Origin of the sequence: Sorangium sp. So ce295 (assembly GCF_051527405.1) — a bacterium.
Taxonomy (GTDB): Bacteria; Myxococcota_A; Polyangia; order Polyangiales; family Polyangiaceae; genus Sorangium; species Sorangium cellulosum_B.
The window spans coordinates 10,838,201-10,862,995 of sequence record NZ_CP150324.1; the positions used below are offsets into that span (position 1 = coordinate 10,838,201).

Below are 24,795 nucleotides of genomic sequence, written 5' to 3' on the forward strand. Positions count from 1 at the left end.
GCTCAGCCGCCGTCGCTCGTCGTCTTCTTCTGGTTCTGATTCTGGCGTCGCTTCTTGCCCTTGCCGCCCTTCGCCTCGTCCCCCGCGGGGTCCCGCTGGCCACGGGCTTCCGGCGCCGCCGCGCCCGGGGCGTGCGCGACGGCGATCCCCTCAGCGGGCGGCGCGTCCTCGCCGCGCGCGCGGCTGCCGTCCCCTTCGGCGCGCTCCTCCCCCTTCGCGCGGAACGTGCCGAACCCCGCGCGCTCGGTCCAGCCGCGCTCGCCCGTGAGCCCGGGCTCGCGGCTCTCGACGGTGCCGCCGCCCGGCTCCGGGCCGGTCGCGCCTGGCGTGCGGACGTCCGGCCCCTGCGTCACGACGAGGTACTCGTCCGCCACGTACTCGGGGTGATTGTCGTCGGCCGTCTTGGCCTCGGGGTCGCGCGGACCGCTCCCGACATGGACGATCTGCGCCGTCGGCGGGTAGCTGTCGCTCCACTTCTCCCGCACCGCGTAGGCGCCGTCGCGGACGACCCGCGAGCTCGTCGTCTTGAAGCCGGGGATGCCGCGCTGAGCGAGCGCCCGCGTCCCTTCGGGCAGCTTCGGCGTCGGGCGCTCCAGCTCCTCGAACGGGATGACCTCGTCGATGCGGCGGAAGTACGTGACCGTGAGCTTGCGCGAGGGCCCGAGGATCTCGGCGCGCACGACGCCGCCGGCCACCGTCTCGTGGAGCACGATCGGGAAGTCGAACGGGTTCCTGAAGCGGTAGTTGATCGTCGGGTAGACGACGGTCGCGTCGAGGCCGAGCTTGATGTAGTAGCTCGGGCGGGAGTGCGGGTAGCGCTCGACGATCTCGAGCCCCGCGAAGAACGCGGCGCCGTGGAGCGTACCCGAGATCTGGCATGTCCCGCCGCCGAGCCCGTCGACGAGCTCTCCCTGGGCGATGACCGGAGCGACGCGGTACCCGTGCGCCTCGTCGCGCGGGCCGACCGTCTCGTTGAAGTCGAAGATCTCGCCCGGCATGATGACCACGCCGTCGAGCTTGGAGGCCGCGAGCCTGAGGTTGTACGTCCTCTCCTTGGATCGCGCGCCGGTCGCGTAGCGCGTCTCGAAGTAGCCGAGCACCTGATCGAACTTGACGTTGCCGAGCTGCTCGGCGACGAGCTTCGGCGCGATCGTCTCGACGCTGGCCTGCGCGGTGTCCTCGCCCGCCCGGAGGGCGGCGTCGATGCGCGCGAGCGTGCCGTAGACGTCCAGCCGATACCCGATCTTCTCGGGCTTGAGCTGCTTCGCCTCGAGGTCGACATACGCGTCGACCGCGGGCGCGTCGAGCTCGACCTTCAGGTCGAGCAGCTTGCTGATCGCCCGCTCGGAGTCGAGGAGGAGCGGGATCGGGATGTCGAGCGGCGCGTCCTTGTCGCCATCGCCGGCCCGCTCGTGCGCGCGGCGGAGCGCGCTCTCGGGGCGAAGCGCCTCGCGCACGAACTCGGCGAGGCGGACCCGGTTGATCTCGACGCCGAGATCGTTGCGGCGGAGCGCGCGCGCGGAGCCGTCGGGGAGCACGATCCGGATCTCCCCGGTGGCGTAGCGGCGCACGAGGTCGAGCGCGTTCGCCACCACGTCGCCGCCCGTCGGCACCGGCACCTGCGCCACGCGGAGGACCGGCGGGGGCTTGGGGCCGTCGTCCGGCGGCGGCGGCAGCACGAGGTAGGTGATGACCAGGCCGCTCGTGACGAAGATCGCCACCAGCGCGGCGAACCGCCAGAGCTCCGGCGAGCGGCGAAGATCCATGCGAGGGCGGCCATCTTGAAAAGCGTTGCCCGAACCGTCAAGCGAACGCGGGCGCGCGGCGCGGCTACGGTGCGGTCCGCGTCACATCGGAGCCGCCGCGCGGCGCCTTCGAGGCGGCGCGCGCGGCCCTGAGGAGCGGCTCCTTGATCGAGCCCGCCCCGGGCACGAGCAGAGAGCCCCGCTGGCGCGGCGGGCCGCCGTGCGGCGAGGAGCGCAGGAGGAGCGCGCCCGCGAGGACCACGAGGACCACGAGGCCGACGGTCGCGGGGATGAGCCAGCGCCGCGCGTGGCCCTCATCGGACGTCGACGGCGCCGGCGGAGCGCCCTGCGGTGGGCCGGCGCCGCGCTCCGCGCTCGCGCGCCCGGGCTGAGCGGCGGCTTGCGGCGAGCTCTGCTGTAGCTGCGGATAGTCGGAGTCGATCGCGCGCTCGCGCGCGATCTGCATGGCCTCCTGGATCGCGGCGCGCCGCCGCTCGCCGCGCGGGCCGAGCATCTGCTGCATCAGCGCGGCGAGCTCATCCGAGGTGGCGATGGGCGTCGCTGGCGACAGCTGCTCGATGGCCTGGCGCAGCTCGGCCATCGTGGCGAAGCGCTCGTCCCTCGGCTTCGCGAGCATCCTCATGATGATGCGCCCGACGTCCTCCGGGAGCGACGGGACGAGGGTCCGCGGCGGCTCGGCTGCCGCCTTGTCGCAGATGCGGCGCACCGTCGCAGGATCGTTCTCGGCGTGGAAGGGGTGCCTGCCCGTCACGAGCTGATAGAAGACGATGCCGAGCGTGAACACGTCGGTGCGCCGATCGATGGGCTCGCTGCCCGCCTGCTCCGGCGACATGTACGCGTACTTGCCCTTCACCTGGCCGACCTGGGTCCGCTGCAGGTTCGAGGCGGCCTTGGCGACGCCGAAGTCGAGGATCTTCACCGACCCGTCGTATCCGACCAGGATGTTTTGCGGCGAGACGTCGCGGTGGACGAGGCCGACGGGCTTGCCGTCGCCGCCGCGCAGCTCGTGCGCGGCGTGCAGGCCGAGGGCCGCCTCGGCCACGATGCGGAGCGCGAAGGGGAGCGGCAGGCCGCCGCGCGCCTTGCTCTCGCGGAGAACCAGGTTGAGCGGCTCACCGTCGATGAGCTCCATCACCTGGTAGAGGACGCCGTCCTCCTCGCCCGCATCGATGGTCTCCGCGACATTCGCGTGATGGATCTGCGAGACCAGGGTGGCCTCGTCGAGGAACATCGCCTCGAAGTCGGGATCGTCGCTCAGCTCGGCGCGCAGCAGCTTGACGGCGACGATCCTGGGGAGCTGGCCGCCCGTTCGAGCGGCCCACACCGAGGCCATGCCCCCGAGCGCGATGGGGACGAGGAGCTCATAGCGACCGAGCGTGTGGCCAGCGCGTACTTCTCCCATGGTGCTCACGTGCCGCGTAACCCCGGAGCGAGGCAGTGCCCGCCGGGAATCGAGCCCGCCGAGCGCGGCCCGCCGCGGCCCGCCCACGACGTCGGGTCCGCAAGAAGCGCTCGGTGTGCCAGGTGGTGCTCTTGATCGAAAAATGACCGCGTGCGCCCGGAATGCGACCGGGCGCCTGGTGTTCGGATCGTCGCAGAGAACGCCTTGGCGCTCAACCCGGAACGCCGTTCAGGTCGCAGCGTGATCTTTCACTGATCCACCGCGGAACGGGCCCGGTCGCGCTCAGCGCGTGAGCCCCCGTGCCTTGGAGAGATCGCCGGTGTCCTCGGCCGGCGCGTCTGGCTGCGAGGACTCGGGAGACGGGATGACCTTGCGCAGCGCTGACAGGTGTCGCTTGGTGGCCCCTGTCACCGCCAGGATCTGAGCGTCGGTCGCGCGACGCACTCCTTCCATGGAACCGAGCTCCCGGAGGAGCGCCGTCCTCACCGCGCTGCCAAGCCCTGGGATGTCCTCGATCTCGGACCGGAGGCGCCGCGCCTTGCCGAGCCGCTTGCGTGCGTGGTTTGCGAAGCGGTGCGCCTCGTCGCGCGCGCGCGCAAGGAAGAAGAGGGCGGAGCTCGTGGATCGGAGCGGGATACCGTTCTTCTGGCCAGGCAGGTAAACGCGGTCGACGAGCTTCTCTCCGGTCTGCGTCTCCCGCTCCTTCGCCAGACCGACGATCGGGAGGCCGTGCAGGCCGAGATCGCGCGCCGCCGACAGCGCCACCTGAAGCTGGCCGCGCCCACCATCGACGACGAACAGATCTGGAAGATCCCACTCGCCTCCGCCGGCCTCGGCGCGCCTCGACACATCACCCCCCGAGCCGGCGCTCTCTCGCTCCGCGGCAGCGGACACCGGCGTCCCTTCCGTCTCCGGCGGAGCGTCGCTCGCTGTTGCCAAGGCGATGTCCTCGTCAGCCAGGTCGCCCTCCGTCGCATCGCTCTCGAGCGCGTCGCTCTCCGCCGGATCGCTCTCCATCATGTCGCTCTCGGTGACGCCCTCCATCACGTCGCTCTCGGGCGCGCCTTCGGCGCCGAGGGCGGCCTCGCTGTCTGCGGTGGACGCGGGGCTCGCCTGCCGGGCGGCCTTTCCGCGGCGGAAGCGCCGTGAGAGCACCTCGTACATCGCGGCGTAGTCGTCGCCGTCGGCCACGCTCTTCACGTTGAAGCTGCGGTAGCGCTTCTTGTCCGGCTGACCATCGAGGAGCGCCACGATCGATCCCACCGTGTCGCCGCCGCCGAGATGCGAGATGTCGCAGCACTCGATGCGACGCGGGAGCGTCGGGAGACGAAGGCGCTCCCTGATCTCCTCGAGCCGGGCCTCGAGATCGTCGGAGCTCCGCTGCTTCTCCCGGAACGCGTGAGCCGCGTTCTCGTTCGCCATCTTGAGCAGATCGACGCGGGGCCCGCGCTGAGGCACGAAGAGCGCGACCTTGCGGCCGCGCCGATCGCCGAGCCACTCCGCGACGCCCTCCGCGCCGTCCGGCAACACCGGCACGAGGACCTCATCGGGGATCGTGGTGGACGCGACGCCATAGTACTCGTTCAAGAAGCCGCCGAGCACCTCGTCGTCCGGCAGCTCCATGTTGCGGAGCGAGAAGGACAGCGTGTCTGTCACGCGCCCCCTCCGCACCAAGATCACTTCGACCTCCACGAGCGTCCCCTCGCGGTAGATGCCCACCACGTCTTGATCGACGTCCTTCACGTAGACGACGCGCTGGGCCTCGCGCACGGCCTCGACCGCCCGGAGCTGATCGCGGTAGATGGCGGCGCGCTCGAACTCGAGCTCCCGCGACGCGTCCCGCATTCGCGTGGTGAGCTCCCCCGTGAGCTCGTCGTGGCGCCCTTCGAGGAAGAGCGCGACCGAGCGGACCATCTCCGTATAGAGCTCCCGGTCCACATCCATCACGCAGGGCGCGAGGCAACGCTTGATCTGGTACTGCAGGCAGGGGCGCCGGCGCGACGCCATCTCGGTATCGGAGCAGGTGCGGAGCTGGAAGTGCTTGTTGACCAGGTGGAGCGTCCGCCGCGCGCTCGTCGCCGAGTGGTAGGGCCCGAAATAGCGCGCCTTGTCCGGGGCGGGACGGCGGACCGTCTCGAGCATCGGCCACGCCTTCTGCGTGTCGAGCTTGAGGCAGAGGAAGTCCTTGTCGTCACGCAGCTTGACGTTGAACCGCGGCTTGTGCTGCTTGACGAGCTCGTTCTCGAGTACGGCCGCTTCCTTCTCGGTGGCGGTCACCACCGTCTCCAGATCGGCCACGATCTTCCGGAGTATCGGGATGAAGTACCTGGCGTCGCTCCCGCTCTCCTGAAAGTAGCTGCGGACGCGCGAGCGCAGGCTCTTCGCCTTGCCGACGTAGACGACGGCGCCGGCCTTGTCGATGAACAGATAGCAGCCCGGCGTCGTCGGGAGCGACGCGAGCTTGGCGGCGAGGAGGGCTTCGGGATCCTGCTTGGCGCTCGGGTTGACCACGGCCGGAACGATCTAGAAGTCGCGCGCGCCGGCAGCAAGCGCCGCGATCACGGCTCCTCCCGTGGAGAGCGGCCGACGCGGCCCGCGCCGGTTCTCCTTTACATCTAGAAAAACGCCGTCATGTGACGCGGCGCCGCTCGCCTCGGCGCGACGAGGCAGAACGCCCAGGTCGAGATGTCGGGCGGCGAGCGCCCTGATCACGAGAGCCGCGCGGCGCGCGCGAGCGCCCTGATCACGAGAGCCGCGCGCGACGCGTGTCGACGCGCGGCTCTCGTGAGGCCACCCGATCACGGTGCGCCGCCGTCACGCGTCGCGCGATCGCACGTGTAGGAGGCGGCGCTGGAGACTGCGGTGATGGCGCGCCGCGCCCACGTCGACGCGAGACACGCCCTCGAGCAGGCAGTAGGCGCGACGGCAGGATCTTCGCGGGAGGAGGTCTCGGGTGTCGAGCGCTCCTGCTTCGTGGCCTGGCGGACGCCGGCGCCTTCGCCTCGGTCGCAATCCGACGCGACTCCCGGTCGCTCCATCGCGCCCAGTCCGTCTGGAGCTTCCTGGCCTTGAGAGAGGTCGCCCGCTGGAGAGCGAGGTTGCCCGCACCGGCCATCGGTGCCCGCTTGTCCCCGCCGTAGCTGCGCTTCGGGCTCTCCCCGCAAGCCACTTTCAGCCCGCCGGGCGCCGCGGTGGCGAGCGTCTGGGAAGCATCTGGCAGGAATCAGGGAGGAACCTGGGAGGGCCGATGGGAGGACCGATGCCCGGTCGGAGCTCCATCGTTACCGCGCACCCTCTAATCAGGTTGCCTGAACCCGAAAGGACTTGTATGGTCGTAACACCACCAGCGACTGCCCGTTCGATACCCGGGTCCTGGGGCCAGATGGCATCGGCGAACTGAGCCTGCGGCGCCACCGGCCCCATGTCTGGTTCCCGTTCGCTGCCGTCCAGGTGCGCCGCCGCGCCTGGCGTCGGGCGGCCCCCGAGGTGGGAGTGCGCGTCGAACAGCCGAGGAGTGACGAACTGTCCACCAGCGTCCATCACCGCCGCCCCGCTCGGGGGATCGATGTCGCCCTCGGCGGCGACGGTGAGCTTTGCCCCCTCGCACGGGAGCGAGCCGCGGGCGAGCGTCACCCTGGTGCCCAGCACGAGTGTCACCCCCTGAATCAGGATGAGCGGCTGAGCAGGAGCGGCGGCCTCGTGGCCTCCCGCGGGGCGACTTCCGGCTTGCCGGGGCGGCCGTCGGAGCTCGGGCACGGCGAGCGGTTTGGGAGACTCGGCCGGAGGCTGGGCAGCTCCAGCACAGCCGCAAAAAGACGCAGCCAGACCGGAGGCGACATGGCCTGGGGGCTGCAACGTGGGTGGGAGCAACCGCGTCGGGCCGACGCGCCGATCAGCCAGGGGGATGTCCTGGCAGGTGGGTGGGGTAGCCCTCATGACGTCGACACCGCCGGAGGGCGTCTCGGCGGCCGACACGTTGCGGTCGATCCCGGAGAGCGGCTCGGTCGGGAGACGAGAGCTCGGGCATACGGTTACGCCGCCGGAGCAGGGTGGAGTGCAGAAGTGAAAGGCTGCCGCTCCAGCTCACCGGGGGTCGCCTGGAACGGCGACCTCGGCCATGACACCTTTCCTCATCGCGGGCGCTCCACCCGGGGGGTCGGGCTCCTCCACGGTCCCTCGGTCAGGCGCCCGCTTCGGCCGCTGCGCGGTGGGGCGCGTGTGTCCGGAGCACAGGAAAGCAGATCTTCATGGGAATGTCGCTGGCTCCCCTCGGTTAAGGGGCTGCCCACGGCACGCGCGCCGCGGCATCCAAAGCGGGAGCGCGGTGTAGAGAGGAGCACGGCGCTGTCCATCGCACCCTCTTGGGTTGGGGCGGAGCCTGGCTTCGCGGCGCGACGTCTCCAGGGAGACGAGGTGGCTGGAGTCCGGCTCGACCGGTCGCCCCAGCACCCCATGACCCGACGGGGAGGTGGCGAGCGCGGATTCTTGACGCGCGTTGAGGGGAGAGGGGGACACCTCTCGAATTATTTTCAAGCAAGGTGCTGTTCAGCAGTTGACAACTCTAGCTATTCATGGGACGCGAGATCCAATGAACAACGTCGAAACCGAGATCAAAAGCCACGTTGATGCATTCGTCTCTCAGCTGAGCGGACTTGTCCGCAAAGCGGCTCTCGAGGCGGTCGCCAACGCCCTGCGAGGCGAGGGCCAGCCGGCCGCTGCGGCCGCCGCGCCGCGCAAGGTGGGTCGGGCCAAGGCCGCTCCCCAGCAGCCTGCGGAGGTCAAGAAGGCGGTCGGTCGCCCCGCTCGCGCTGCGAAGCCCACCCGCAAGAAGGGCGAGAAGCGCTCGAAGGAAGAGCTCGCCGCGATGACGCAGAAGGTCCTGGAGCACATCCGGAGCAACAGCGGCCAGGGCGTCGAGCAGATCGCCAAGGATCTGGGCACCACCACGAAGGAGCTGACCCTCCCGATTCGGAAGCTGCTCGTCGAGAAGAAGATCACGTCGAAAGGAGAGAAGCGGGCTACCAAGTACTTTTCCCGCTGAAGCCAGCATCGACGCTCTCCCGAAGCGTCCGGCCAAACCGACCGAGGTCGACGTCCCGCCTTCCCGCAAGCCCAGCAGGGGAAATCGCGGCGAGCCGGGAGCTGTCCCGGCAGGCGCGGAGACGTCGCACCTCGGAGCGGAGCAAGCTCGGCAGCCGTACACGCCGCTGGATGCCCCGCAGGAAGTCCCGCCAAGCCACGTCGTCTCCTCGTAGGACGACGGAGAAATCCGCGCGTGAGGCGCGTCAACTGCCGCCCGACCGCTGCTGAGCGGATCCGCCTGGTGACACGACACAGGCGGCGCCGCTCCGCGATCGCGTCTGTGCACACATGTCCGCTCTGGTGCCCAGGACGCTGGGTTACCGAGCCGCCATGCCCGTGCTCTTGTCGACGTCGGATCGGGAGAGACCACCACGTCATGACCGCTGAGACCCCAACCTGTCGTGGGGCACCATCGAAGGACCACCACATCTAGTTTCGTGCATCCGCGATCCCGCCGGGTCTCCTGTCACGCGGCGCTGACGCGGCCTCGAAACGGACGCTGGGGCGTGAGGCGGGGCGGCGCTCCAAAGGAAATGAAAGGGAGCGTCACCGGCGCGACGCGGCGCAGGAGTCCGGTCCTCCGGGGCCGGACTCCCGCCGGGCGGTGCTCGCTCCGTGGGGCCGTGAGCGTGGCCGGGACTGCCGACATGGCAGAGCACGATCGGCGCCGCGCAAGCGTCGTTGCTGTGAACGCCTGACCCGCTCCGCCCATCCGGCGCTTTTCTCGACCATGACGCGGCGCCCTCGGAGCCGCGCTGGACCTGGCCGGCCCGGAGCTCAACGCACCTTCACGGACACCTGGACAGGACGCCCCAGGCGGATATCGCGGGCCTGCGATGTTGGGGAGCCTGACGCCCGGCAAGGAGGGGCCACCGAAGGCCTATCGGCCTCCAGCGATCAGGATAGGGACATGGGCAGCGCGCTCCGCCGCCATGCCCATAGGACAAGCATGGTCTGTGCCATCAGGGATGGTCGCTCCACCCGATAGCGCGGCTCGTGGTCCGAAAGGAGCCGCGAGACCAACGCGTCAACGCACTGGACAGGTTCTAACCATCCGCGGAGATCGAGCAACCGGGCGATGCACAAGAGGCCGCACGTCGGATCGGAGACCCCGGCAACGACCGCTGACGCCGAGGGCGCGGCGACGGCGGTGGGAGGATGAGAGCTCGCGGGGAAGGGCGACTCGGGCTCAGGGCTGGGCTCGGCTCCCGACGATGAGGACATTCGAGAAGGGCGTTTTCCCCCAGGCGGGCATCGTCTCGCAGGAGAAGCCGAGCTGCTCGAGGAGCGCCACGATCTCTCGGGCAGGACGGAAGCGCACACGCTCGCCCCGGTTGAATCGAAGCGCGGTGAAGATGCGCTCCTCAAGGAGCGTGATCGAGCTCCTCAAGCCGCGCTCGGTGTCCGCCTCGCGGACGAGCAGGCGCCCGCCCGGACGAACCGCGGCCGCCGCCCGCCGCAAGATCGCGTCCTGCTCTTCCACGCGGAAGTAGTGGAGCAGGTCGATGAGCAGCACGGTGTCTGCAGCTCCGAGCTCGGCCTCGCGCGCATCTGCGCACCAGAACTCGGCGTCCAGCGGAGGGGCGGCGTGGGCCGCGCGCTGCGCGCCGGGCGGACCGGACGAATCGGACGAGCGCGGGAGAGATGCGCCGGAGCGCTCGCCGGCCGCGCGCCGAGCGTCCTCTATCTTGGCTCGGTCCCAGTCGAACCCACGCGCGCGCTCGGCCCTCCCCAGCTCGAGCAGGAGAATCGGCAGCTGGCCAGCCCCGGTCCCGATATCGAGGACCTCCCCGAGCGCGCCGGGGCGGTCGCCGGCGATGTCGGCAATCAACCGGGCGATGGGGTCGCCGAGCAGCTTGAAGCGGACATAGTGAAAGCGGGTACGCTGCGCCGGCGTGGCGCCCTCAGGCGGGCTGTACCTCCCGGCGACGCGCTCGACCGCGTGAACCCACGGCGGCGCATCCCCGGGGAGGCGATACGGCTCCATCTTGCTGCTTTGCTGCGAGGGAGCGCGGCGCCGCTTCAGCGTGACGAGGACGAAGATCAGGCCGCCGCCGAGCGCCGCGAGCGCGAGCCCGACCACCGGGGCGCCGAGGAACATGTACTCGGGGAAATCCGAAAGCGCTTGCGCCCAGCTCATCTTTTCGTAGAGGCGCAGCCAGCGACCCGTGCGGAGGTACGCTCCGACCTGGACCTCGGCCGTGAGCAGCGCTGGCGCGAACAAGGGGTTGGAGATGTTCGCAGCGACCCAGGCAATCGCTGCATCCAGGCGGAACCACAGACAGAGGAGGAGCACGAGCGGCGTGTGGCAGCCGAAGATCGGCTGCGATCCGATGAACAGGCCGATCGCGACCGCCACGGCGGTCCGGCCGGCGGACAGCTCGCTGCCACGGAGCTCACGCCACGCGCGGCGCGCCTCCTCTCGGAGGAGAGAGTATTTCGCCAACGTTCAGGGTTTGCTTTCCCGTGCAGCACGATCCGCCTCACCTGCTGCATCGGCCGTCGTCTTGGAGAGGATGTCGCTCACGGTCGTGGGTGTCGCCTCGTCGAGCGCGTCCCACGTACCGCCCGCCGCGGCGGGCGGCGCCGGCTCGCCTGACGCAGCGCCCCCGGCGCGCCCGCTCCGCCGCGCCTCCAGCGTGCGAAGGTACATCTTCGCCGTCCTGTTGTCGGGATCGATCGTGAGCGCCTCGCGCCACTCGGCGCTCGCCTGATCGGGCTCGCCAAGGGAGAGCAGCGCGACCCCGAGCAGCACGCGCGCTGGTGCGTACTTCGGGTTCGCGTCGCGCGCGGCGGCGTAATGCTCGCGAGCGAGCGCCAGATTCCCGGCGTCGCGGTACATCGTCCCGAGGCGCAGCTGAAGATCCACGAACGTCGGACACAGCGCCACAGCCCGCGTGAGCTCGGCGATCGCCTCCTGCGCGCAACCGGCGTCGGCGTAGGCCTGCGCGAGATCGGCGTGCATGTTGGCGATCTTGCCGCGCGCGAACGGGTCGAGGACGCCGACTCCCCCCTCGCCGCGGCGGATGCGAGAGTAGACATGCCGCGCGGCCTCGTATTTGCCGAGGTCGTTGTAGGTGACGGCGAGGTTCAGCAGCGCTTCGGTGTAGTGCTCGTTGAGCTGCACCGCGCGCTCGAAGTGGGCCTCGGCCGCGAGGAAATCACCGCGTTCGTGGAGAATGACGCCGAGCATGTTGTAGACGTCCGCGAAGCGGTCGGTTTTCTCGATGATCTGCCGCAGGGCGTGCTCCGCGAGATCGTACTCGCGCCGCTCGTAGTGCTCCCTGCCGAGAACCAGAAGTTGCTTCAGCCGGTCGTCCATCAGGCCCGTCAGCTTACGCGACCGGCGTACGATGGGATCCGCCTTCCGCGCAACGCTTGCGTCGGCCAGGGAGTCGCGCGGTTGCAACCCCGTCGATGCCTTGGTACGCACGTCGGCGTGCCGAGTGCAGTACCCCAGAACCCGCTCGAGGCCTCCGGAGCGCCGGACGCCGAGGACCGCGCCAGGGAGCGGAGCGGAGAGGCCGGCAGCGCGGCGGAGCCTGGCGCCGCTGTCCCTCAAGACGCGCCCGCGCCGCGCGTGGAGCCCGGCGCAGCGGTCCCGCAGGACGCGCCGCGCGCAGAGATCGTGCGCATCGGCGCGGCCGAGGACGTCGCGGACGACGCCCCCAGCAGACCGGCCTCGCCGCCGCTGACCGCGCCGCTGCAGGGCAGTCGCCGGGGCGAGGGCGCTCCGGCCGCTCCCTGGTCGCGCAGCAGCGAGCTGCGCGCGCGCGCGGCGTCGTCGACGTGGCCGCCGCAGCTCCCTCCTCCTTCTTCTCGCGGGCGCGCATCGGCGCCCTGGTCGCGCGGCAGCGATCCGCGCGTGCAGCCCCTGCGGTCGCCGTCGCTCATGGACGGCGGCCCCCACGCGGGCCCCGGTTCGACGGACGGCCCGCGGCTTCCTCCCGGCCTCAGCCGGCCCCCTCCAGGACCGCACCTGTCGCCGCGCATGACCGCGGTCTTCGGCGGCATCTTCGGCCTCGCGACGCTCACCTCGCTCATCGCGCTGCTGATCCAGGGCGTCCCGGTGCGCGACGAGCGCGCGCTGGTGGCGGCGAGCCCGGCGACCTCGGCAGCAGGTACGGACGAGGCCGCCAGGCCCTCCGCCATGCCCGAGGTGAAGACAAAGCAGCGCACCCCGCTGCCCGGCCCATGGCGGATCTCCGAGCTCGGGAAGGATCCTTCCGTGCTCCTGGTGAGCGACGTGATGGAGCGCCGGTCGTTCATCGCGGCCCTCGACGAGAAGGGCGTACCGAAGGCTCAGATCTACCGGATCATGAAGGCCTTCGACGGGCTGCGGAAGTTCGACAAGTGCGGCCGCAAGGACCGGTTCACGGTCGCGATGGATCGCTCCACGCGCCGCGTCCGCGCCTTCGAATACGAGGTCTCGGCGAGCGAGATCTACCAGGCGAGGGACAACGCGGCCGGGCTGCTCACGGGCGCCACGCTCGACATGAAGATCGCCGAGGAGGAGGTCGTCGCCTCCTTCTACGTGGGGAAGGATCTCGCCAACGCGATCCGGGCGGGGGGCCTGGAGCCCGGCGTGCTCGACGTGATCGACGAGGCGCTGAACGGGCGCCTCTCGACGGAGAGCTTCGAGGAGGGGAGCACGGTCCGGCTGATCGCCGTCGAGGAGACGGCGCTCGGGATGTTCTCCCGGTACAAGAAGGTCATCGCGCTCGAGTACCGGCCCGCGGATCCCGCGGAGAAGCCGGTGCGCATCTACGACTTCAAGGGGCAAGAGGCCCGCGGCACGTTCGATGAGCGCGGCCGGCAGCCGCACGCCGGCGGCTGGCGCGCGCCGGTCCCGGGCGCGCCCGTGACGTCGAGGTTCAACCCGCAGCGGATGCACCCGGTGCTGAAGAAGAAGATGCCCCACAACGGGACGGACTTCGGCGCGCCGATGGGAACGCCGGTGTACTCGGCGTATCGCGGCGTTGTCGACTGGGTCGGTCCGGCGGGCCCGAGCGGCAACCTCGTCACGGTGACGCACGCGAACGGGGTCACCACCGGCTATGCACACCTGTCGAGGTATGCCCCCGGCATCAAGGCCGGCATGAAGGTGGGTACCCACCAGCTCGTCGGCTACGTCGGATCGACGGGCCGCTCGACGGGCCCTCACCTTCACTTCAGCGCCAAGAGGGACGGCAAGTACTTCGATGCCGAGACGCTCCAGCTCGATGGAGAGCGCGTGATGCCCGGCATCGATCGCGCGGCGTTCGCCGCGACGAAGGAAGCGCTCGACAAGCGGCTCGACGCCATTCCGCTGCCCGAACCGCCGCCCGAACCGGCGAAGCCGGAGGCGGCAGAGCCTCCCTCGCCGCCGCCCGCGACCACCGGCAGCGAGGCCCCGGCCGCAGCGGCCGCCGCGGCACCGGACGTCGGACCGAGCGGACCGAACGAGCAAGAAGCGCAGCCGCCGGAAGGCGCCGGGGACGACGAGGGCGAGCTCATCGAAGGCGCCGATCTCAAGAGCCCGCCGGAAGCGATGTGACACCGAGCGGGCCGAGAGGTCCGCTCGATGAAGCCAGAGGACGCCGACCGGACCGAGAGGTCCGCTCGATGAGAACAGACGCCGAGGGACAAGCTGTCCCGTCCTCGGCGCCTTCGCGGCATCGGGCAGACAAAACGCACCGAGGACGCAGAGGGGAAAACCCTCGCGTCCTCGATGTCCTTGCCATGCCGTCCATCTCGATGGGCGGCGGCCCAGGCCTGCTACCGCTTCGAGTACTGGAAGCGCTTGCGGGCGCCGGGCTGGCCGTACTTCTTGCGCTCCTTCTTGCGCGCGTCGCGCGTGAGGAAGCCAGCGCGCTTGAGCGACGGCCTGCGCTCCGGATCGAGCTCGCAGAGGGCGCGCGCGATGCCGTGCCGCATCGCCTCGGCCTGCGCGCTGTGGCCGCCGCCGACCACGGTCGCGTTCACGTCGAACTGCTCGAGCAGCTCGAGCAGCTCCAGCGATTGACGCATCACCATGCGCGAGGTCTCGCGGACGAAGTAATCGTCAGCGGGCCTCTGGTTCACCTTGATGTTGCCGGTGCCCGGCGAGAGGAAGACGCGCGCAACGGCGGTCTTACGCTTACCAGTGGCGTACGTTCTCGTTTCCGTCATGGCTTTGCTCAGCTGTAGCTAAGGGGCTGCGGCTTCTGCGCCGCGTGGGGGTGATCGGGACCGGCGTAGACCTTGAGCTTGGTGAGGAGCTCGCGCCCGAGCACGTTCTTCGGGAGCATGCCCTTCACGGCCTTCTGGATCGGGAGCTCCGGCTTGCGCTCGAGCAGGTGACCGTACGACTCGGAACGGAAGCCGCCCGGCTCGCCGCTGTGCCGCACGTAGTTCTTCTGCTGGAGCTTGCGGCCCGTCAGAAGGACCTTCTTGGCGTTCACGACGATCACGAAGTCGCCGGTGTCGACGTGCGGCGTGAACGTGGGCTTGTTCTTGCCGCGGAGCACCGTGGCGATGCGGCTGGCAAGGCGGCCGAGGGGCTTGCCTTCCGCGTCGATCACCCACCACGTACGCTCGTTGCGGGCCTCCGCAGGCTTGGCGGAAAAGGACTTGGGCTGAGGATTCATTGGGCGAAAAACTCCGGAAGTGCGCCTGCCAAAAAGGGGCGCCACTTCTACAAGGCGGCCCTTCGCCTGTCAAGCGTCTGAGGCTTCTGCGGGAGCATCCTCATCGTCCGGCGAGGGTTGGTCAAGCGGGGTTTGTCGACAAGCCGCCGGTCCCGTCCGTCCCTTCGGTCCCGCCTCACATCGCTCGCTTGTCTCGGGCTCCAATATTTCTCTTATTTCCCGATCATCCAGCTCGCCAAGGCGCTGAGCCCAGGCAGCGCCTTGGCCGCATCGACGGCGAACGAGCCAAAGCTCCCCCTTGAACGCCGCGCCAGGCAACACCGCGACGAGCGGACGCAGCGGTCGAGCGACCAGCCGATCCGCCTCGTCGCTCGTCGTTCACGTCACATCGGTCGCCGACGTCCCGCTGGCTCGCTTGAAAGGAGCTCATCATCACGGCAAGGAGTCGATCGACGGTTCAGCTCAGCGGAGAGGGCGGGATTCGAACCCGCGGTACGTTGCCGTACACACGATTTCCAGTCGTGCACCTTCGACCACTCGGTCACCTCTCCCGATACAACTTCAACGCGCCCCGCTTCTGCCGGACCGGCGCCGCTCGCGAGAGAGCGGGCGGTCAGAGCCCACCTGCTTCAACGGGGGCAAGCAGCCAAGCGTAGCGGAGAGAGCGGGATTCGAACCCGCGGTACCCTTGCGGGTACACCTGATTTCGAATCAGGCACCTTCGGCCTCTCGGTCACCTCTCCGCCGGCGAACATGGCAAAGCGGGGCCGGCTGGTCAAGCATCTCCTGACAACCGACCGGTCCGGAGGTGCGCTTTCAGCGCCGAGGCCCCCCGCCAGCAGCCCGGAGCGCGCTCCCGGGCAGCGCTCGTCGTCCAGCATGCGGCTCTCTGGCGCTGCAGGATCCGCGAGGATCGGCGGCGCCGCACCGGCGAGCGCGGCCCTACCCCGCCCCGCGCGGCGCCTGCCCTCCGCGAACGGCTGGCCGCGTCGGAGCGGCGCCCTCGGAGGCAGGCGCGCGATCGCCGTCGGAGAAGGCCTCGGCCCCGAGCGCGGCGCGCGCCGCCGGCGTGCCTGCGCGCGGGAGCCGGATGACGAAGCGCGCGCCTCCGAGCGGGGACTCGAGCACGTCGATGGTGCCGCCGTGATCGACCACGATCTTCTTCACGATGCTCAGGCCGAGCCCCGTGCCGTCGTACCGCGTCGTGACGTACGGATCGAACACCGAGTCCCGCACGGCGGGATCGATGCCCGGGCCGTCGTCGTCGATCGCGATGAGGTGGCACTGCCCCTCGCTCCGCGCCGAGACGCGAACGCTGCCCCACACGACGGCGCCCGGGCGCTCTCGGGCTCCTCCGCCGGGCGCCGCTCGCTGCGCGTCGCGCAGCGCCTGCGCCGCGTTGCGCACGATGTTGCCGAGGGCGCGCCGGAGCATCTCGCGATCGAGCGCGGCCGGCATCGGGACATCCGGCACGTCGAACTCGAGATCGACGCGCCCGAGCAGCGCCTCGTCCGAGGCGTGCTCGCGCCCCGCCTCCTCGATCGCGGCGAAGCGCTCGCCCTGCTCGCGCAGGAACTCCGCGAGATCCGAGGGCTCGAGCTCTGCCCGCGGGAGCCGCGCGAAATTGGAGAACTCGCCGACGAGGCGGCGCAAGGTGCCGACCTCCTCCTCGACGACCTCCAGCGTCGTCTGGAGCAAGCGCTGGTACGCCGGGTCGCTGCCCGCATAGCGCCGGTGGCACTCCTCGACGGCGAGCTGGATCGGGGTCAGCGGGTTCTTGATCTCGTGCGCGAGGTGCCGCGCCATCTTCTGCCACTCGCCCATGCGCTTGAGGAACTCGATCCGCGCGCGGCTGCCCTCGAGCTCCTCGAGCATGCGATCGAAGGCGCGGCCGAGATCGGCGACCTCGTCGTCGCCCTGCAGCCCCACGCGCACCGAGAGGTCGCCCTCCGCGACGGGCCGGGTCGCCGCGGCGAGCCGCGCGATGCGGTCGACCACGGGGCGCGCCACGAGCACGCCGGCGAGGATCGCGAGGAGGATCGTCGCGCCGAGCAGGGCGGCGAAGGCGTCGCCGTAGCTCTCGTCGAGGTACTCCTTCCGGTGCTCCCGCTCGAGGGCGTGGTACGCCTGCGCGAACGCCTGCGCCGCGTCGAGCTCGTCGAAGCGCGCGCTCGGCGCGGCGAACGTCGCGACGAGGGTCCGCGCGTCGCCGTCGCAGCCGCCGTCGTCGGGCGCGCGCTCGCCGGGCGCGGCGGCGTGGCCGGGCGCGCGCGCGATCGCCTTCCGGACCGTGAGCGTCTTCTCGTGCGCCGGATCCACCGGGCGGCCGCGCTCGCGCGCTCCGACGAGATCGCCGCAGCGCTCGACGCGGAGGGAGACCAGCGCGGGGTGAGCCGCGATGATGCGCGCCAGCTCGGCGTCGAGGCGCTGCGCGTCGCCGGTGAAGGCGGCCTCGCGCAGCGGGTCCGCCGCGACGATCGCGTCGGCCTCGGAGCGCATGCCCTGCTTGATGGCGGCGGCCAGCTCGGCGTACACGCCGAGCGCGCTGTCCAGGTGGACGCCGAACTCGGGCTGGAACGCCGTCGCCGACACCCGCGCGATCACCGTCCTGGCGACCACGATGCTGGCGACGAGCGGGATCAGGGCGGTCACGAGGATGGCCGCGACGACCCGCCGCTCCGTCCTGCCGGGGATGCGCATGCGCGCAGCATAGCCGCGGCCCCGCGCGGGCGCGCAGGCGCGGCGGTGGAGCGCCAGAGCTGAAGGAGGAGGGGCGCGCACCGCAGAGGAGCGCTGCGCGCGGCAGAGGAGGCCGCTCGCCGCGGCGGGGATGCCCCGCGGCGAGAGCGACGTTGCTCGTTACTCGACGGTGACCGTCTTCGCGAGGTTGCGCGGCTGATCGACGTCGTTGCCCTTCAGGTTGGCGACGTAATAGGCGATGAGCTGGAGCGGGAGCACGGTAAGGAGCGGCCCGACCTCGTCCGGCACCTTGGGGATCCAGACGTGGTGCTGAGCGATCTCGAGGATCGACTCGTCGCCCTTCGTGGCGATCGCGACGACCTGCCCCTCGCGCGCGCGGACCTCCTGCAGGTTGGAGAACGTCTTGTCGTAGTGCGCGTCGCGCGGGCAGACGACGATGACGGGGAGCGCCTCGTCGATGAGGGCGATCGGCCCGTGCTTCATCTCGCCGGCCGCGTAGCCCTCGGCGTGCGCGTACGAGATCTCCTTCAGCTTGAGCGCGCCCTCGAGCGCGATGGGGAAGCCGAGGCCGCGCCCGAGGAACAGGACGTCCTTCGCGTGGACGAGGCGCTTCGCGATCGCGTGCACGTAGTCGGCGTCGCCGAGCACCTCGCGCATGTGGCTCGGGATCTCCCAGAGGGCCTGGAGGATCTCGCGCCCGCGCTCCGCCGGCAGCGAGTCGCGGCGGCGGCCGAGGTAGACGGCGAGCAGGAGCAGCGCGGCGAGCTGCGTGGTGAAGGCCTTGGTCGAGGCGACGCCGATCTCGGGGCCGGCGTGCGTGTAGAGCGCGCCGTCGGAGAGGCGCGGGATCGCGCTGTCGAGCACGTTGCAGAGCGCCAGCACCTTGGCGCCCTGCGCCTTCGCCGCCTTGAGCGCCGCGATCGTGTCGGCGGTCTCGCCCGACTGGCTGATGGCGATCACGAGATCGTCGGGGAAGAAGATCGGCTCGCGGTAGCGGACCTCGCTCGCGAGCTCGACGACCGTGGGGACCCTGGCGAGCTGCTCGATCCAGTAGCGCCCGGCGATGCCGGCGTGGTGGCTCGTGCCGCACGCGACGATGTAGACCCGGCGCAGCTCCTTCGCGAACTCGGGCGTGACCCCCATCTCGGTCGCGTGCACGTCGCCGGCGGCGAGATCGATCCTGCCGCGCAGCGTGGCCTCGACGACGTCGGGCTGCTCGTGGATCTCCTTCAGCATGAAGTGCTTGTAGCCGCCGCGCTCCGCCTGGACGGGGCTCCAGTCGATGCGCTTCACGCGGCGCTCGACCTTCTCGCCGCCGGTCACGGTCTCGATGCGGACGCCGCTCGCGCGCAGCTCGACGATGTCGCCGTCCTCGAGGAAGATCATGTCGCGGGTGTGCGCGAGCAGCGCGGGGATGTCGCTGCCGCACAGCATCTCGTTCTCGCCAGCGCCGACGACGAGCGGCGAGCCGTACCGGGCGGCGACGATGACGTCGGGCTCATCGCGCGAGAGGACCGCGATCGCGTAGGCGCCGTGGACCTGCCGGAGCGCGCCGCGCACGGCCTCGAAGAGCGACTTCGCGCCCTTCTGGAGCTCGCGGTGGACGAGGTGAGCGACGATCTCGGTGTCCGTGTCGGAGAGGAACTTGACCCCCTGGCCCTCCAGCTGCTGCCGGACCGCCACGTGGTTCTCGATGATGCCGTTGTGCACGACGGCCACCGGGCCCGCGGAGTGCGGGTGGGCGTTCACCTCGCTCGGGCGGCCGTGCGTCGCCCACCGCGTGTGGCCGATGCCGGTCGTGCCGTCGAGGGTCCGCTTCTCGAGCGCCTCGCTGAGCTTGATCAGCTTGCCGAGCGTCCGGACGATCTCGATGCCCTTGCCGTCATGAATGGCGATGCCGGCCGAGTCGTAGCCTCGATACTCGAGCTTCCGTAGCCCTTCGACGATGATCGGCGCCGCCTTTTTTGACCCAACGTATCCGACGATCCCGCACATGCTCGCCTCGTTCAGGTAGTGCCCGCGCGCGCCTACGCGTGCGGCGGAAAATGGAACGTTACTCCTGGCACCGGGAGCTGACAGAGAAAATTGAGCCCCCTGACGGTGAAGGCCGCGTCGGTCGCGTTGGCCGCGTGGATCGCGCGAAGGTCACAGCCAGGACGAATGCTATCAACGCCGTGATCGAGGCGACCCCAAAAGTGAGGGCGCCGCCCCCGCGCTTGTAGAGCTCACCCCACACGAGCATCCCGACGACGGATCCGGCGCCAGCGCTCGCCGAAAAGAGCCCCTGCGCCGTGGCGAGGATCTCGGGCGGAGATCGATCCCGCGTGTAGGCGAGCGAGGCGACCCACATCATGCCGAACGAGACTGCGTGGAGCGGCTGGATGGCCAGCAGGGCGGGCCAGAAGCGCACATACGAGAGCAGCGCCCAGCGGAGCGAGGCGCCCGCGAAGGCGAACGCGAGCACCGTGGGCGGAGCGAACCGCTTGAGAAGGGGGCCGGAGAACGCCATGAGCGCGATCTCGCCGGCGACACCGACGGCCCACGCGACCCCCACCAGCGACTCGGGGAAACCGATGTCGCGGAGGTGCAGCGTGTAACAGAGATCGTACGAAGAGGTGGCGCTCTGGGCCAGGAACGATGCCGCGAGGAACAGGCGGAAATCGTGGCTCTGGAGGAGCGTACGGGCGCGCTGCCGCACGGAGCCTCCGGCCGCCGGAGCGCGCGCAGCGCCGGCGGCGTCGGCCGCTCCGTCGCGCAGGCCAGACCGACGGAAGGGCGCCTCGCCGCGCGCCGGGAGGGCCCACGAGATGGCGAACGCGATCAGCAGGGAGGCAGCGATCGTCGCGGGGAACGCGACAGGTCGCGCCGGATCGACGAGGGCTCCGCTGGCGATCGCCATCAGCGCGAAGCTGATCGAGCCCCAGAGCCTGAGCCGGCCGTAGGCGATGCCGGAGCGCGCCGACGCCTCCACCGCGACGACGTCGGCCATCATGAACATCGGCGATCGAAAGAATGCGAACGCGAGCGCCGCGACGAAGAGGCCGCCGAAGCCGAGCGACACGTCGAGCGCTGACGACAGCGCGAGCAGCGCGAAAACGACGAAGGCGCCGGCGCAGGCCGCCCGGATCAACCACACCCGCACGCCGAGCGAGTCGGCGATCAAGCCGAACACCGGCGGCGCGACGAGGCCCATCGCAGGGAGCGTCGCCGCGATCGCCCCCATCGCGAGCCCCTGCATCCCCCGCGCCTCCAGCCAGCTCGGGAACAGCGGCAGGTACACGCCGAGGACGGCGAAGATACCGAAATAGTAAAGCGAGATCGCCCGCGGCGACGGCCTGTGCTCTGAAGGGATGGAAGGAGGCATCGGCTGTGAGCAGCCCGCCCCGAGCGCGAGGGGCGTTCAGCGTGCCGCTCTCTGACGCCCGCCAGGCAAAGGAGCAAGCTCCGCGCCCCGGAAGCGCGGAGCTCGGTCATTGCCGCTTCTCGATCGCCGGGGGGCGCCCTGCCGCACGCGCGGGATGGGCACCTCGGACCTCCGTAACGCTCCGCCCGGGTCGCGCTATCTGGGCCGGCCTGCTGAGCGCCGGCATCGACCGAGGATCGACCGGGGCCTCGGCGCGCGTGACGGCGGTCGCCGCACAGGGCAGCGCACAAGCGAGAACGGCGGCGCCTCTGGGGAGAGGCACCGCCGCTGGAACGTCGGCCTAGCTCGGGCTAGTACCGATCGCCGCCGCGACCGCCACGGCCGCCGCGGCCGCCACCACCGCCGCCGCCGTAACCGCCGCCGCCACCGCCACGGCCGCCGCGGCCACCACCGCCGCCGCCGCCGCCGTAACCGCCGCCGCCGCCGCCGCCGTAGCCGCCGCCGCCGCCGCCACCACCACGCTGGACCCGCTCCTCCGCCTCGTTCACGCGAAGCGGACGGCCGTCCATCATGGCGCCGTTCATGTTCTCGATCGCCTGCTGGGCCTGCTCAGGCGTGCCCATTGTGACGAACCCGAAGCCACGCGACTGCCCACTCTCGCGGTCGGTCACGATGTGTACATCCGTCACCTCGCCGCTCTGAGCGAACGCGGCCTGCACGGAGGCCTTGGTGGCGGAGAAGGGGAGATTACCAACGTAGAGGCGAGTACCCATGACACTGATTCACTTCACGGCTCTGCGAGATGCGTCAGCTTCGGTGCCGAACAGTGCCCTGCCGCCCCGATGGAGCCGTGGGGGATCGAGGGGGGGCGGCGCTGGGGAGGAGCCCCCGGTGCGCCACACGTTGCGTCGTCCAGTCCGCGATCAATCCGCGATCCCCGAGAAGAGAAGCGTCGTGTCGAGTGCCAGTGACGTTCGTGACCAGCCGATAGTAACCAAATGTCCCCACCGCGCAAGCACTCGAAGCGGCCCCCATCGCCGCGACCCTCGCCCGGACGTCCCGAACAGCCGCCGCGCGGTCGCGCTCGCTTCCGCGCGGAGGTAGGCACACATCAGCGCCTCGCTGGGCGGCGGAAGGTGGCGCCGAGATCCCAGCCCTCGCCGCTGGCGGCGCGCGCGAGCGCGACGTCCGGCAGCACGCCGCCCGCGATCCGGACCTCGGCGATCACGCCGAGGCGGAGCGTCGCGGTGAGCGAGCGGGGGGCGGCGCCGGGCGCGAGGCGGGGCGGGTGACGGGCGAGGTCGAGGGCGCGGCCGCGATCGTCGGCGGTCGCGAGGGCGAGCAGCGCGCCGAGGGGCCCGGGGCCGAGCGGGCGCACCAGCTCGATCGCGAGCGTCGCCTTCCCGCGGGCGCGGCGGCGCCCGAGCTCCGCCCGCGCCACCGGCTCCGCGGTGACCTCGTGCCCAGGCCGCGAGAGGATCGGCGCGACCGCCTCGGCGACCTCGACGAGGTGCGCCGCAGACTCGTCCACGAGCAGCGACGCCGGGGGCCCTCCCCACGCGGGATCGCCGTGCGCCCTCGGGAGACCGACGAGGCCGAGGTGCGCGAGGCGCTCGGGCGGCAGCGCGTCGACCAGCCGCTGCGCGACGCCAGGCTGACCGAAGAGCCCGGCGTCGGGGCCCGTCGTGAGCACGATCCACCCGGCGACGCCCAGATCGAAGCGGACGGCGCCGCGGCGGTTCGTGTGGAGGCCGGCGCCGAGCCAGCCCAGGTCGTCGCGCTCGGTCTCGAACGCGCGCAGCGACGTCGTCAGGTCCTCGGAGCGGATCACCTCGATCGCGTCGAGGAAGGCGGCGCCGCGCGCGGCGACGTCGTTGCGCGTCAGCGTGATCTGCCCCGGGCCGACGTCGGCCCGGAACGCGCCGGTGCCATCCGGCGCCGCGGGGTCGAAGCTGCGCGGCAGGAGCGCGACCATCGGCGACGCGAGCGCGCGGGCGACGCGGGCGGGATCCGCGCGCGGGAACACCGCGGCGAGCGGATCCCTCGGGTGCCGCTCGGGCCTCGGGATGTCGGCGAGCGCCGCGGCGGCGCCGCGAGCGCGGGCACGCTCGACGGAGCTCACGATGTCGCGGCCGTCGAGCTTGAGCAGGCGCGCGGTGCGCAGCCCCTCGCGGAGGCGCACGACCGCGCCATCCGCCTCGCGCGACGGCAGCGCGGACGAGAGCGTCGGGTACGGGTTCCCGGACGCATCGAGCCCGTAGAGGCTGTCGGCGATCGCCGGCGCGAACAGCGCCGCGGCGGGATCGCTCAGCTCGTGCGGATCGAGCGAGCCCGTCGGCCACGGGAGGTGCATCGCGAGGCGGCCGCCGAGCGGGGTGCGCCCCATCGCGCGCGCGGCCTCCGGGAGGGCGGCGGCGCCGAGCAGCGCGCCGGCGCCGCCGAGGAAGGCGCGGCGCGGGAGGCTCACCGCACCACCCAGATCTCGTCCGCCGTCGCGACGGCGAACGGGGCGCGCCCGGCCCCGTCGGGCGGACAGACCGCGAGGGCGCGCACCCCCGCCGGCGCCGGCAAGCGCAGGATCTCCTCGGGCGCCGCGCGGGCCGGGCCGCCTTCCCGGCGCCGCCACGACCAGACGACGACGGCATCCTCGAGCGGATCGAGGACGTCGAGGCTGGCGAGCAGCTCGGGCTCTCCATCCTGATCGAGATCGCCGACCGCGAGCTGCGCCCCGGCGCTGCCCACGACCTTGCGGCGGCCGGCGCTGTCCCGGAGCTCGACCGCGCCGCGCTCGCGCGTCGCCCAGACCGCGAAGGGCTCGCCCTGCGCGGACAGGAGCTGCGCCGACGCGAGCGCGTCGTACCGGCCGGAGAGCGACGCGGTCGCCGGCGGGGGATCGGCCGGGGCGCACGGGCCGAGCGGGCCCGTGAGGAGCGGCCCCCACGCCGTCGTGCAGGCCGAGCCGCCCGCGTCCGGGATCGCCAGCCCCGGCAGCTCGGCGAGCGCCTTCAGCTCGCCGTCGAAGCGGACGCTGCGCGCGCGGTCGGTGAGCCCGACGTCGGCGAACGGCAGCAGGCGCTCGCCGTCCCTCGCGCGCTCGACGAGCGTGGCGAACGCGAGCGGCTCACGGAGCGGCGCCGGGTGCACGGCGACCACGTCCGGCCACGGGCGCGACGCGAGCGGGACGACCCGGCCGCCGCGGAGGCGGAGCGTCGTCACGCGCCGGCGGCTCACGCTCAGGAGCTCGAGCGCCCCGTCGGCGTCGAGATCGCCGCACGCGAGCGCGACCACGTCGCCCTCGAAGTTCTTCGCGCGGTCGACCCTGGCGGCGACGAGCGGGATCGGCGCGAGGAAGCTGCGGATCTCCGCGTCGAGGGGCGCCTCGGCGTAGGCGTGGGCGATGGGCCCCGGCTCCGGGTCGCGGATGCGCGCCCAGACGGTGCGCGGCACCGGGTACACGTCCGCGGTGACGCGCAGCTTCCCCGCCGCGATCTCGACGACGAGGTGGACGAGCGCCGCGTCGTCGCGCGCCGCCTCGCGCGCGAGCGGCAGCGGGATCGGGTCCTTCTGCGCGCGCACGCCGGCGCCGAGCTTGCCGGCGACGTGGGCGGCGAGCGTGGCCACGAGCTGGGCGCCGCGCGGCGCGGGCGCGTCGGAGACCAGCGGCGCGGCGGCCACGAGCGCGCGGCCGTCCACGGCGTCGAGCGAGCGCACGAGCGCGTCGACGGCGCGGGCCACGGCCGAGCGCGGCGGCCTCGGCGCCGGCGACGCAGGAGGCGGCGACGCAACGGGCGGAGGAGAGGGCTGCGCCGCGGCGGGACGCGCGAGCGCGAGGAGAGCGACAAGGAGGAGGCCCCGGGACGACAACGGCGACAT

Annotated in this window: 16 protein-coding genes and 2 tRNA genes; 3 read left to right on the forward strand and 15 right to left on the reverse strand. The window is 71.6% G+C overall.

Annotated elements, in window-relative coordinates:
* Nucleotides 1-2: 2 nt before the first annotated feature.
* The 3 genes from WMF11_RS41175 to uvrC all read right to left on the reverse strand — a co-directional run bounded on the left by WMF11_RS41175 (nt 3) and on the right by uvrC (nt 5,679).
* Nucleotides 3-1,766 (reverse strand): VanW family protein, encoded by a 1,764-nt coding sequence (locus WMF11_RS41175; protein WP_437904566.1) that lies wholly within the window; start codon nt 1,764-1,766, stop codon nt 3-5.
* A gap of 64 nt (nt 1,767-1,830) precedes the next feature.
* Complete coding sequence (locus tag WMF11_RS41180) at nt 1,831-3,168, reverse strand: serine/threonine-protein kinase (protein WP_437904567.1); 1,338 nt, start codon at nt 3,166-3,168, stop codon at nt 1,831-1,833.
* 282 nt (nt 3,169-3,450) lie between these two features.
* Nucleotides 3,451-5,679 (reverse strand): excinuclease ABC subunit UvrC, encoded by a 2,229-nt coding sequence (uvrC, locus tag WMF11_RS41185; protein WP_437904568.1) that lies wholly within the window; start codon nt 5,677-5,679, stop codon nt 3,451-3,453.
* Between the two features lie 1,423 nt (nt 5,680-7,102).
* Between uvrC and WMF11_RS41190 the strand changes: the two genes are divergently transcribed.
* Nucleotides 7,103-7,234 carry a hypothetical protein gene (locus tag WMF11_RS41190; protein ID WP_437545355.1) on the forward strand — a complete coding sequence of 44 codons (132 nt, stop codon included), beginning with the start codon at nt 7,103-7,105 and terminating at the stop codon, nt 7,232-7,234.
* A 522-nt stretch (nt 7,235-7,756) separates the two neighbouring features.
* Nucleotides 7,757-8,209 carry a DNA-binding protein gene (locus WMF11_RS41195; protein WP_437545356.1) on the forward strand — a complete coding sequence of 151 codons (453 nt, stop codon included), beginning with the start codon at nt 7,757-7,759 and terminating at the stop codon, nt 8,207-8,209.
* 1,230 nt (nt 8,210-9,439) lie between these two features.
* Here the strand turns inward: WMF11_RS41195 and WMF11_RS41200 are convergent.
* Both WMF11_RS41200 and WMF11_RS41205 read right to left on the reverse strand, forming a co-directional pair.
* Nucleotides 9,440-10,696, reverse strand: coding sequence for a DUF2062 domain-containing protein (locus WMF11_RS41200; protein WP_437904570.1), 1,257 nt, complete (start codon nt 10,694-10,696; stop codon nt 9,440-9,442).
* Between the two features lie 3 nt (nt 10,697-10,699).
* The gene (locus WMF11_RS41205; RefSeq protein ID WP_437974654.1) at nt 10,700-11,572 is read right to left on the reverse strand and encodes a tetratricopeptide repeat protein; all 873 of its coding nucleotides are present in this window, start codon (nt 11,570-11,572) and stop codon (nt 10,700-10,702) included.
* A gap of 117 nt (nt 11,573-11,689) precedes the next feature.
* Here WMF11_RS41205 and WMF11_RS41210 point away from each other — a divergent pair, with 117 nt between their 5' ends.
* Complete coding sequence (locus tag WMF11_RS41210; RefSeq protein WP_437974655.1) at nt 11,690-13,786, forward strand: peptidoglycan DD-metalloendopeptidase family protein; 2,097 nt, start codon at nt 11,690-11,692, stop codon at nt 13,784-13,786.
* Between the two features lie 221 nt (nt 13,787-14,007).
* Here WMF11_RS41210 and rpsI read toward each other — a convergent pair whose 3' ends face one another.
* The 10 genes from rpsI to WMF11_RS41260 form a co-directional block, all read right to left on the reverse strand.
* Nucleotides 14,008-14,400, reverse strand: a complete 393-nt coding sequence (gene rpsI, locus WMF11_RS41215; protein WP_437711475.1) for a 30S ribosomal protein S9 — start codon at nt 14,398-14,400, stop codon at nt 14,008-14,010.
* Between the two features lie 8 nt (nt 14,401-14,408).
* Nucleotides 14,409-14,858, reverse strand: coding sequence for a 50S ribosomal protein L13 (gene rplM, locus WMF11_RS41220; protein WP_012240013.1), 450 nt, complete (start codon nt 14,856-14,858; stop codon nt 14,409-14,411).
* A 466-nt stretch (nt 14,859-15,324) separates the two neighbouring features.
* A tRNA-Ser gene (locus WMF11_RS41225) sits at nt 15,325-15,409 on the reverse strand.
* A 105-nt stretch (nt 15,410-15,514) separates the two neighbouring features.
* A tRNA-Ser gene (locus tag WMF11_RS41230) sits at nt 15,515-15,601 on the reverse strand.
* A 199-nt stretch (nt 15,602-15,800) separates the two neighbouring features.
* The gene (locus tag WMF11_RS41235) at nt 15,801-17,558 is read right to left on the reverse strand and encodes a sensor histidine kinase (protein WP_437974656.1); all 1,758 of its coding nucleotides are present in this window, start codon (nt 17,556-17,558) and stop codon (nt 15,801-15,803) included.
* A 159-nt stretch (nt 17,559-17,717) separates the two neighbouring features.
* A complete protein-coding gene (glmS, locus tag WMF11_RS41240) occupies nt 17,718-19,553 on the reverse strand; it encodes a glutamine--fructose-6-phosphate transaminase (isomerizing) (RefSeq protein WP_437545367.1) in 1,836 nt (611 codons plus the stop codon).
* A gap of 58 nt (nt 19,554-19,611) precedes the next feature.
* The gene (locus tag WMF11_RS41245) at nt 19,612-20,922 is read right to left on the reverse strand and encodes an MFS transporter (RefSeq protein ID WP_437974657.1); all 1,311 of its coding nucleotides are present in this window, start codon (nt 20,920-20,922) and stop codon (nt 19,612-19,614) included.
* Between the two features lie 350 nt (nt 20,923-21,272).
* Nucleotides 21,273-21,695, reverse strand: a complete 423-nt coding sequence (locus WMF11_RS41250) for an RNA recognition motif domain-containing protein (RefSeq protein WP_437325211.1) — start codon at nt 21,693-21,695, stop codon at nt 21,273-21,275.
* A gap of 338 nt (nt 21,696-22,033) precedes the next feature.
* Nucleotides 22,034-23,389: a hypothetical protein gene (locus WMF11_RS41255; protein ID WP_437974658.1), complete on the reverse strand. Its 1,356-nt coding sequence runs from the start codon at nt 23,387-23,389 to the stop codon at nt 22,034-22,036.
* Nucleotides 23,386-24,795 (reverse strand): hypothetical protein, encoded by a 1,410-nt coding sequence (locus tag WMF11_RS41260; protein WP_437974659.1) that lies wholly within the window; start codon nt 24,793-24,795, stop codon nt 23,386-23,388. Before WMF11_RS41260 ends, WMF11_RS41255 begins: the two co-directional genes overlap by 4 nt.

Bases quoted from the DNA above. Each gene is read 5' to 3' on its own strand.
- WMF11_RS41175 (WP_437904566.1), bottom strand. From the start codon at position 1,766: ATGGATCTTCGCCGCTCGCCGGAGCTCTGGCGGTTCGCCGCGCTGGTG.
- WMF11_RS41180 (WP_437904567.1), bottom strand. From the start codon at position 3,168: ATGGGAGAAGTACGCGCTGGCCACACGCTCGGTCGCTATGAGCTCCTC.
- WMF11_RS41190 (WP_437545355.1), top strand. From the start codon at position 7,103: ATGACGTCGACACCGCCGGAGGGCGTCTCGGCGGCCGACACGTTGCGG.
- WMF11_RS41195 (WP_437545356.1), top strand. From the start codon at position 7,757: ATGAACAACGTCGAAACCGAGATCAAAAGCCACGTTGATGCATTCGTC.
- WMF11_RS41205 (WP_437974654.1), bottom strand. From the start codon at position 11,572: ATGGACGACCGGCTGAAGCAACTTCTGGTTCTCGGCAGGGAGCACTAC.
- rpsI (WP_437711475.1), bottom strand. From the start codon at position 14,400: ATGACGGAAACGAGAACGTACGCCACTGGTAAGCGTAAGACCGCCGTT.
- rplM (WP_012240013.1), bottom strand. From the start codon at position 14,858: ATGAATCCTCAGCCCAAGTCCTTTTCCGCCAAGCCTGCGGAGGCCCGC.
- WMF11_RS41235 (WP_437974656.1), bottom strand. From the start codon at position 17,558: ATGCGCATCCCCGGCAGGACGGAGCGGCGGGTCGTCGCGGCCATCCTC.
- glmS (WP_437545367.1), bottom strand. From the start codon at position 19,553: ATGTGCGGGATCGTCGGATACGTTGGGTCAAAAAAGGCGGCGCCGATC.
- WMF11_RS41245 (WP_437974657.1), bottom strand. From the start codon at position 20,922: ATGCCTCCTTCCATCCCTTCAGAGCACAGGCCGTCGCCGCGGGCGATC.
- WMF11_RS41250 (WP_437325211.1), bottom strand. From the start codon at position 21,695: ATGGGTACTCGCCTCTACGTTGGTAATCTCCCCTTCTCCGCCACCAAG.
- WMF11_RS41260 (WP_437974659.1), bottom strand. From the start codon at position 24,795: ATGTCGCCGTTGTCGTCCCGGGGCCTCCTCCTTGTCGCTCTCCTCGCG.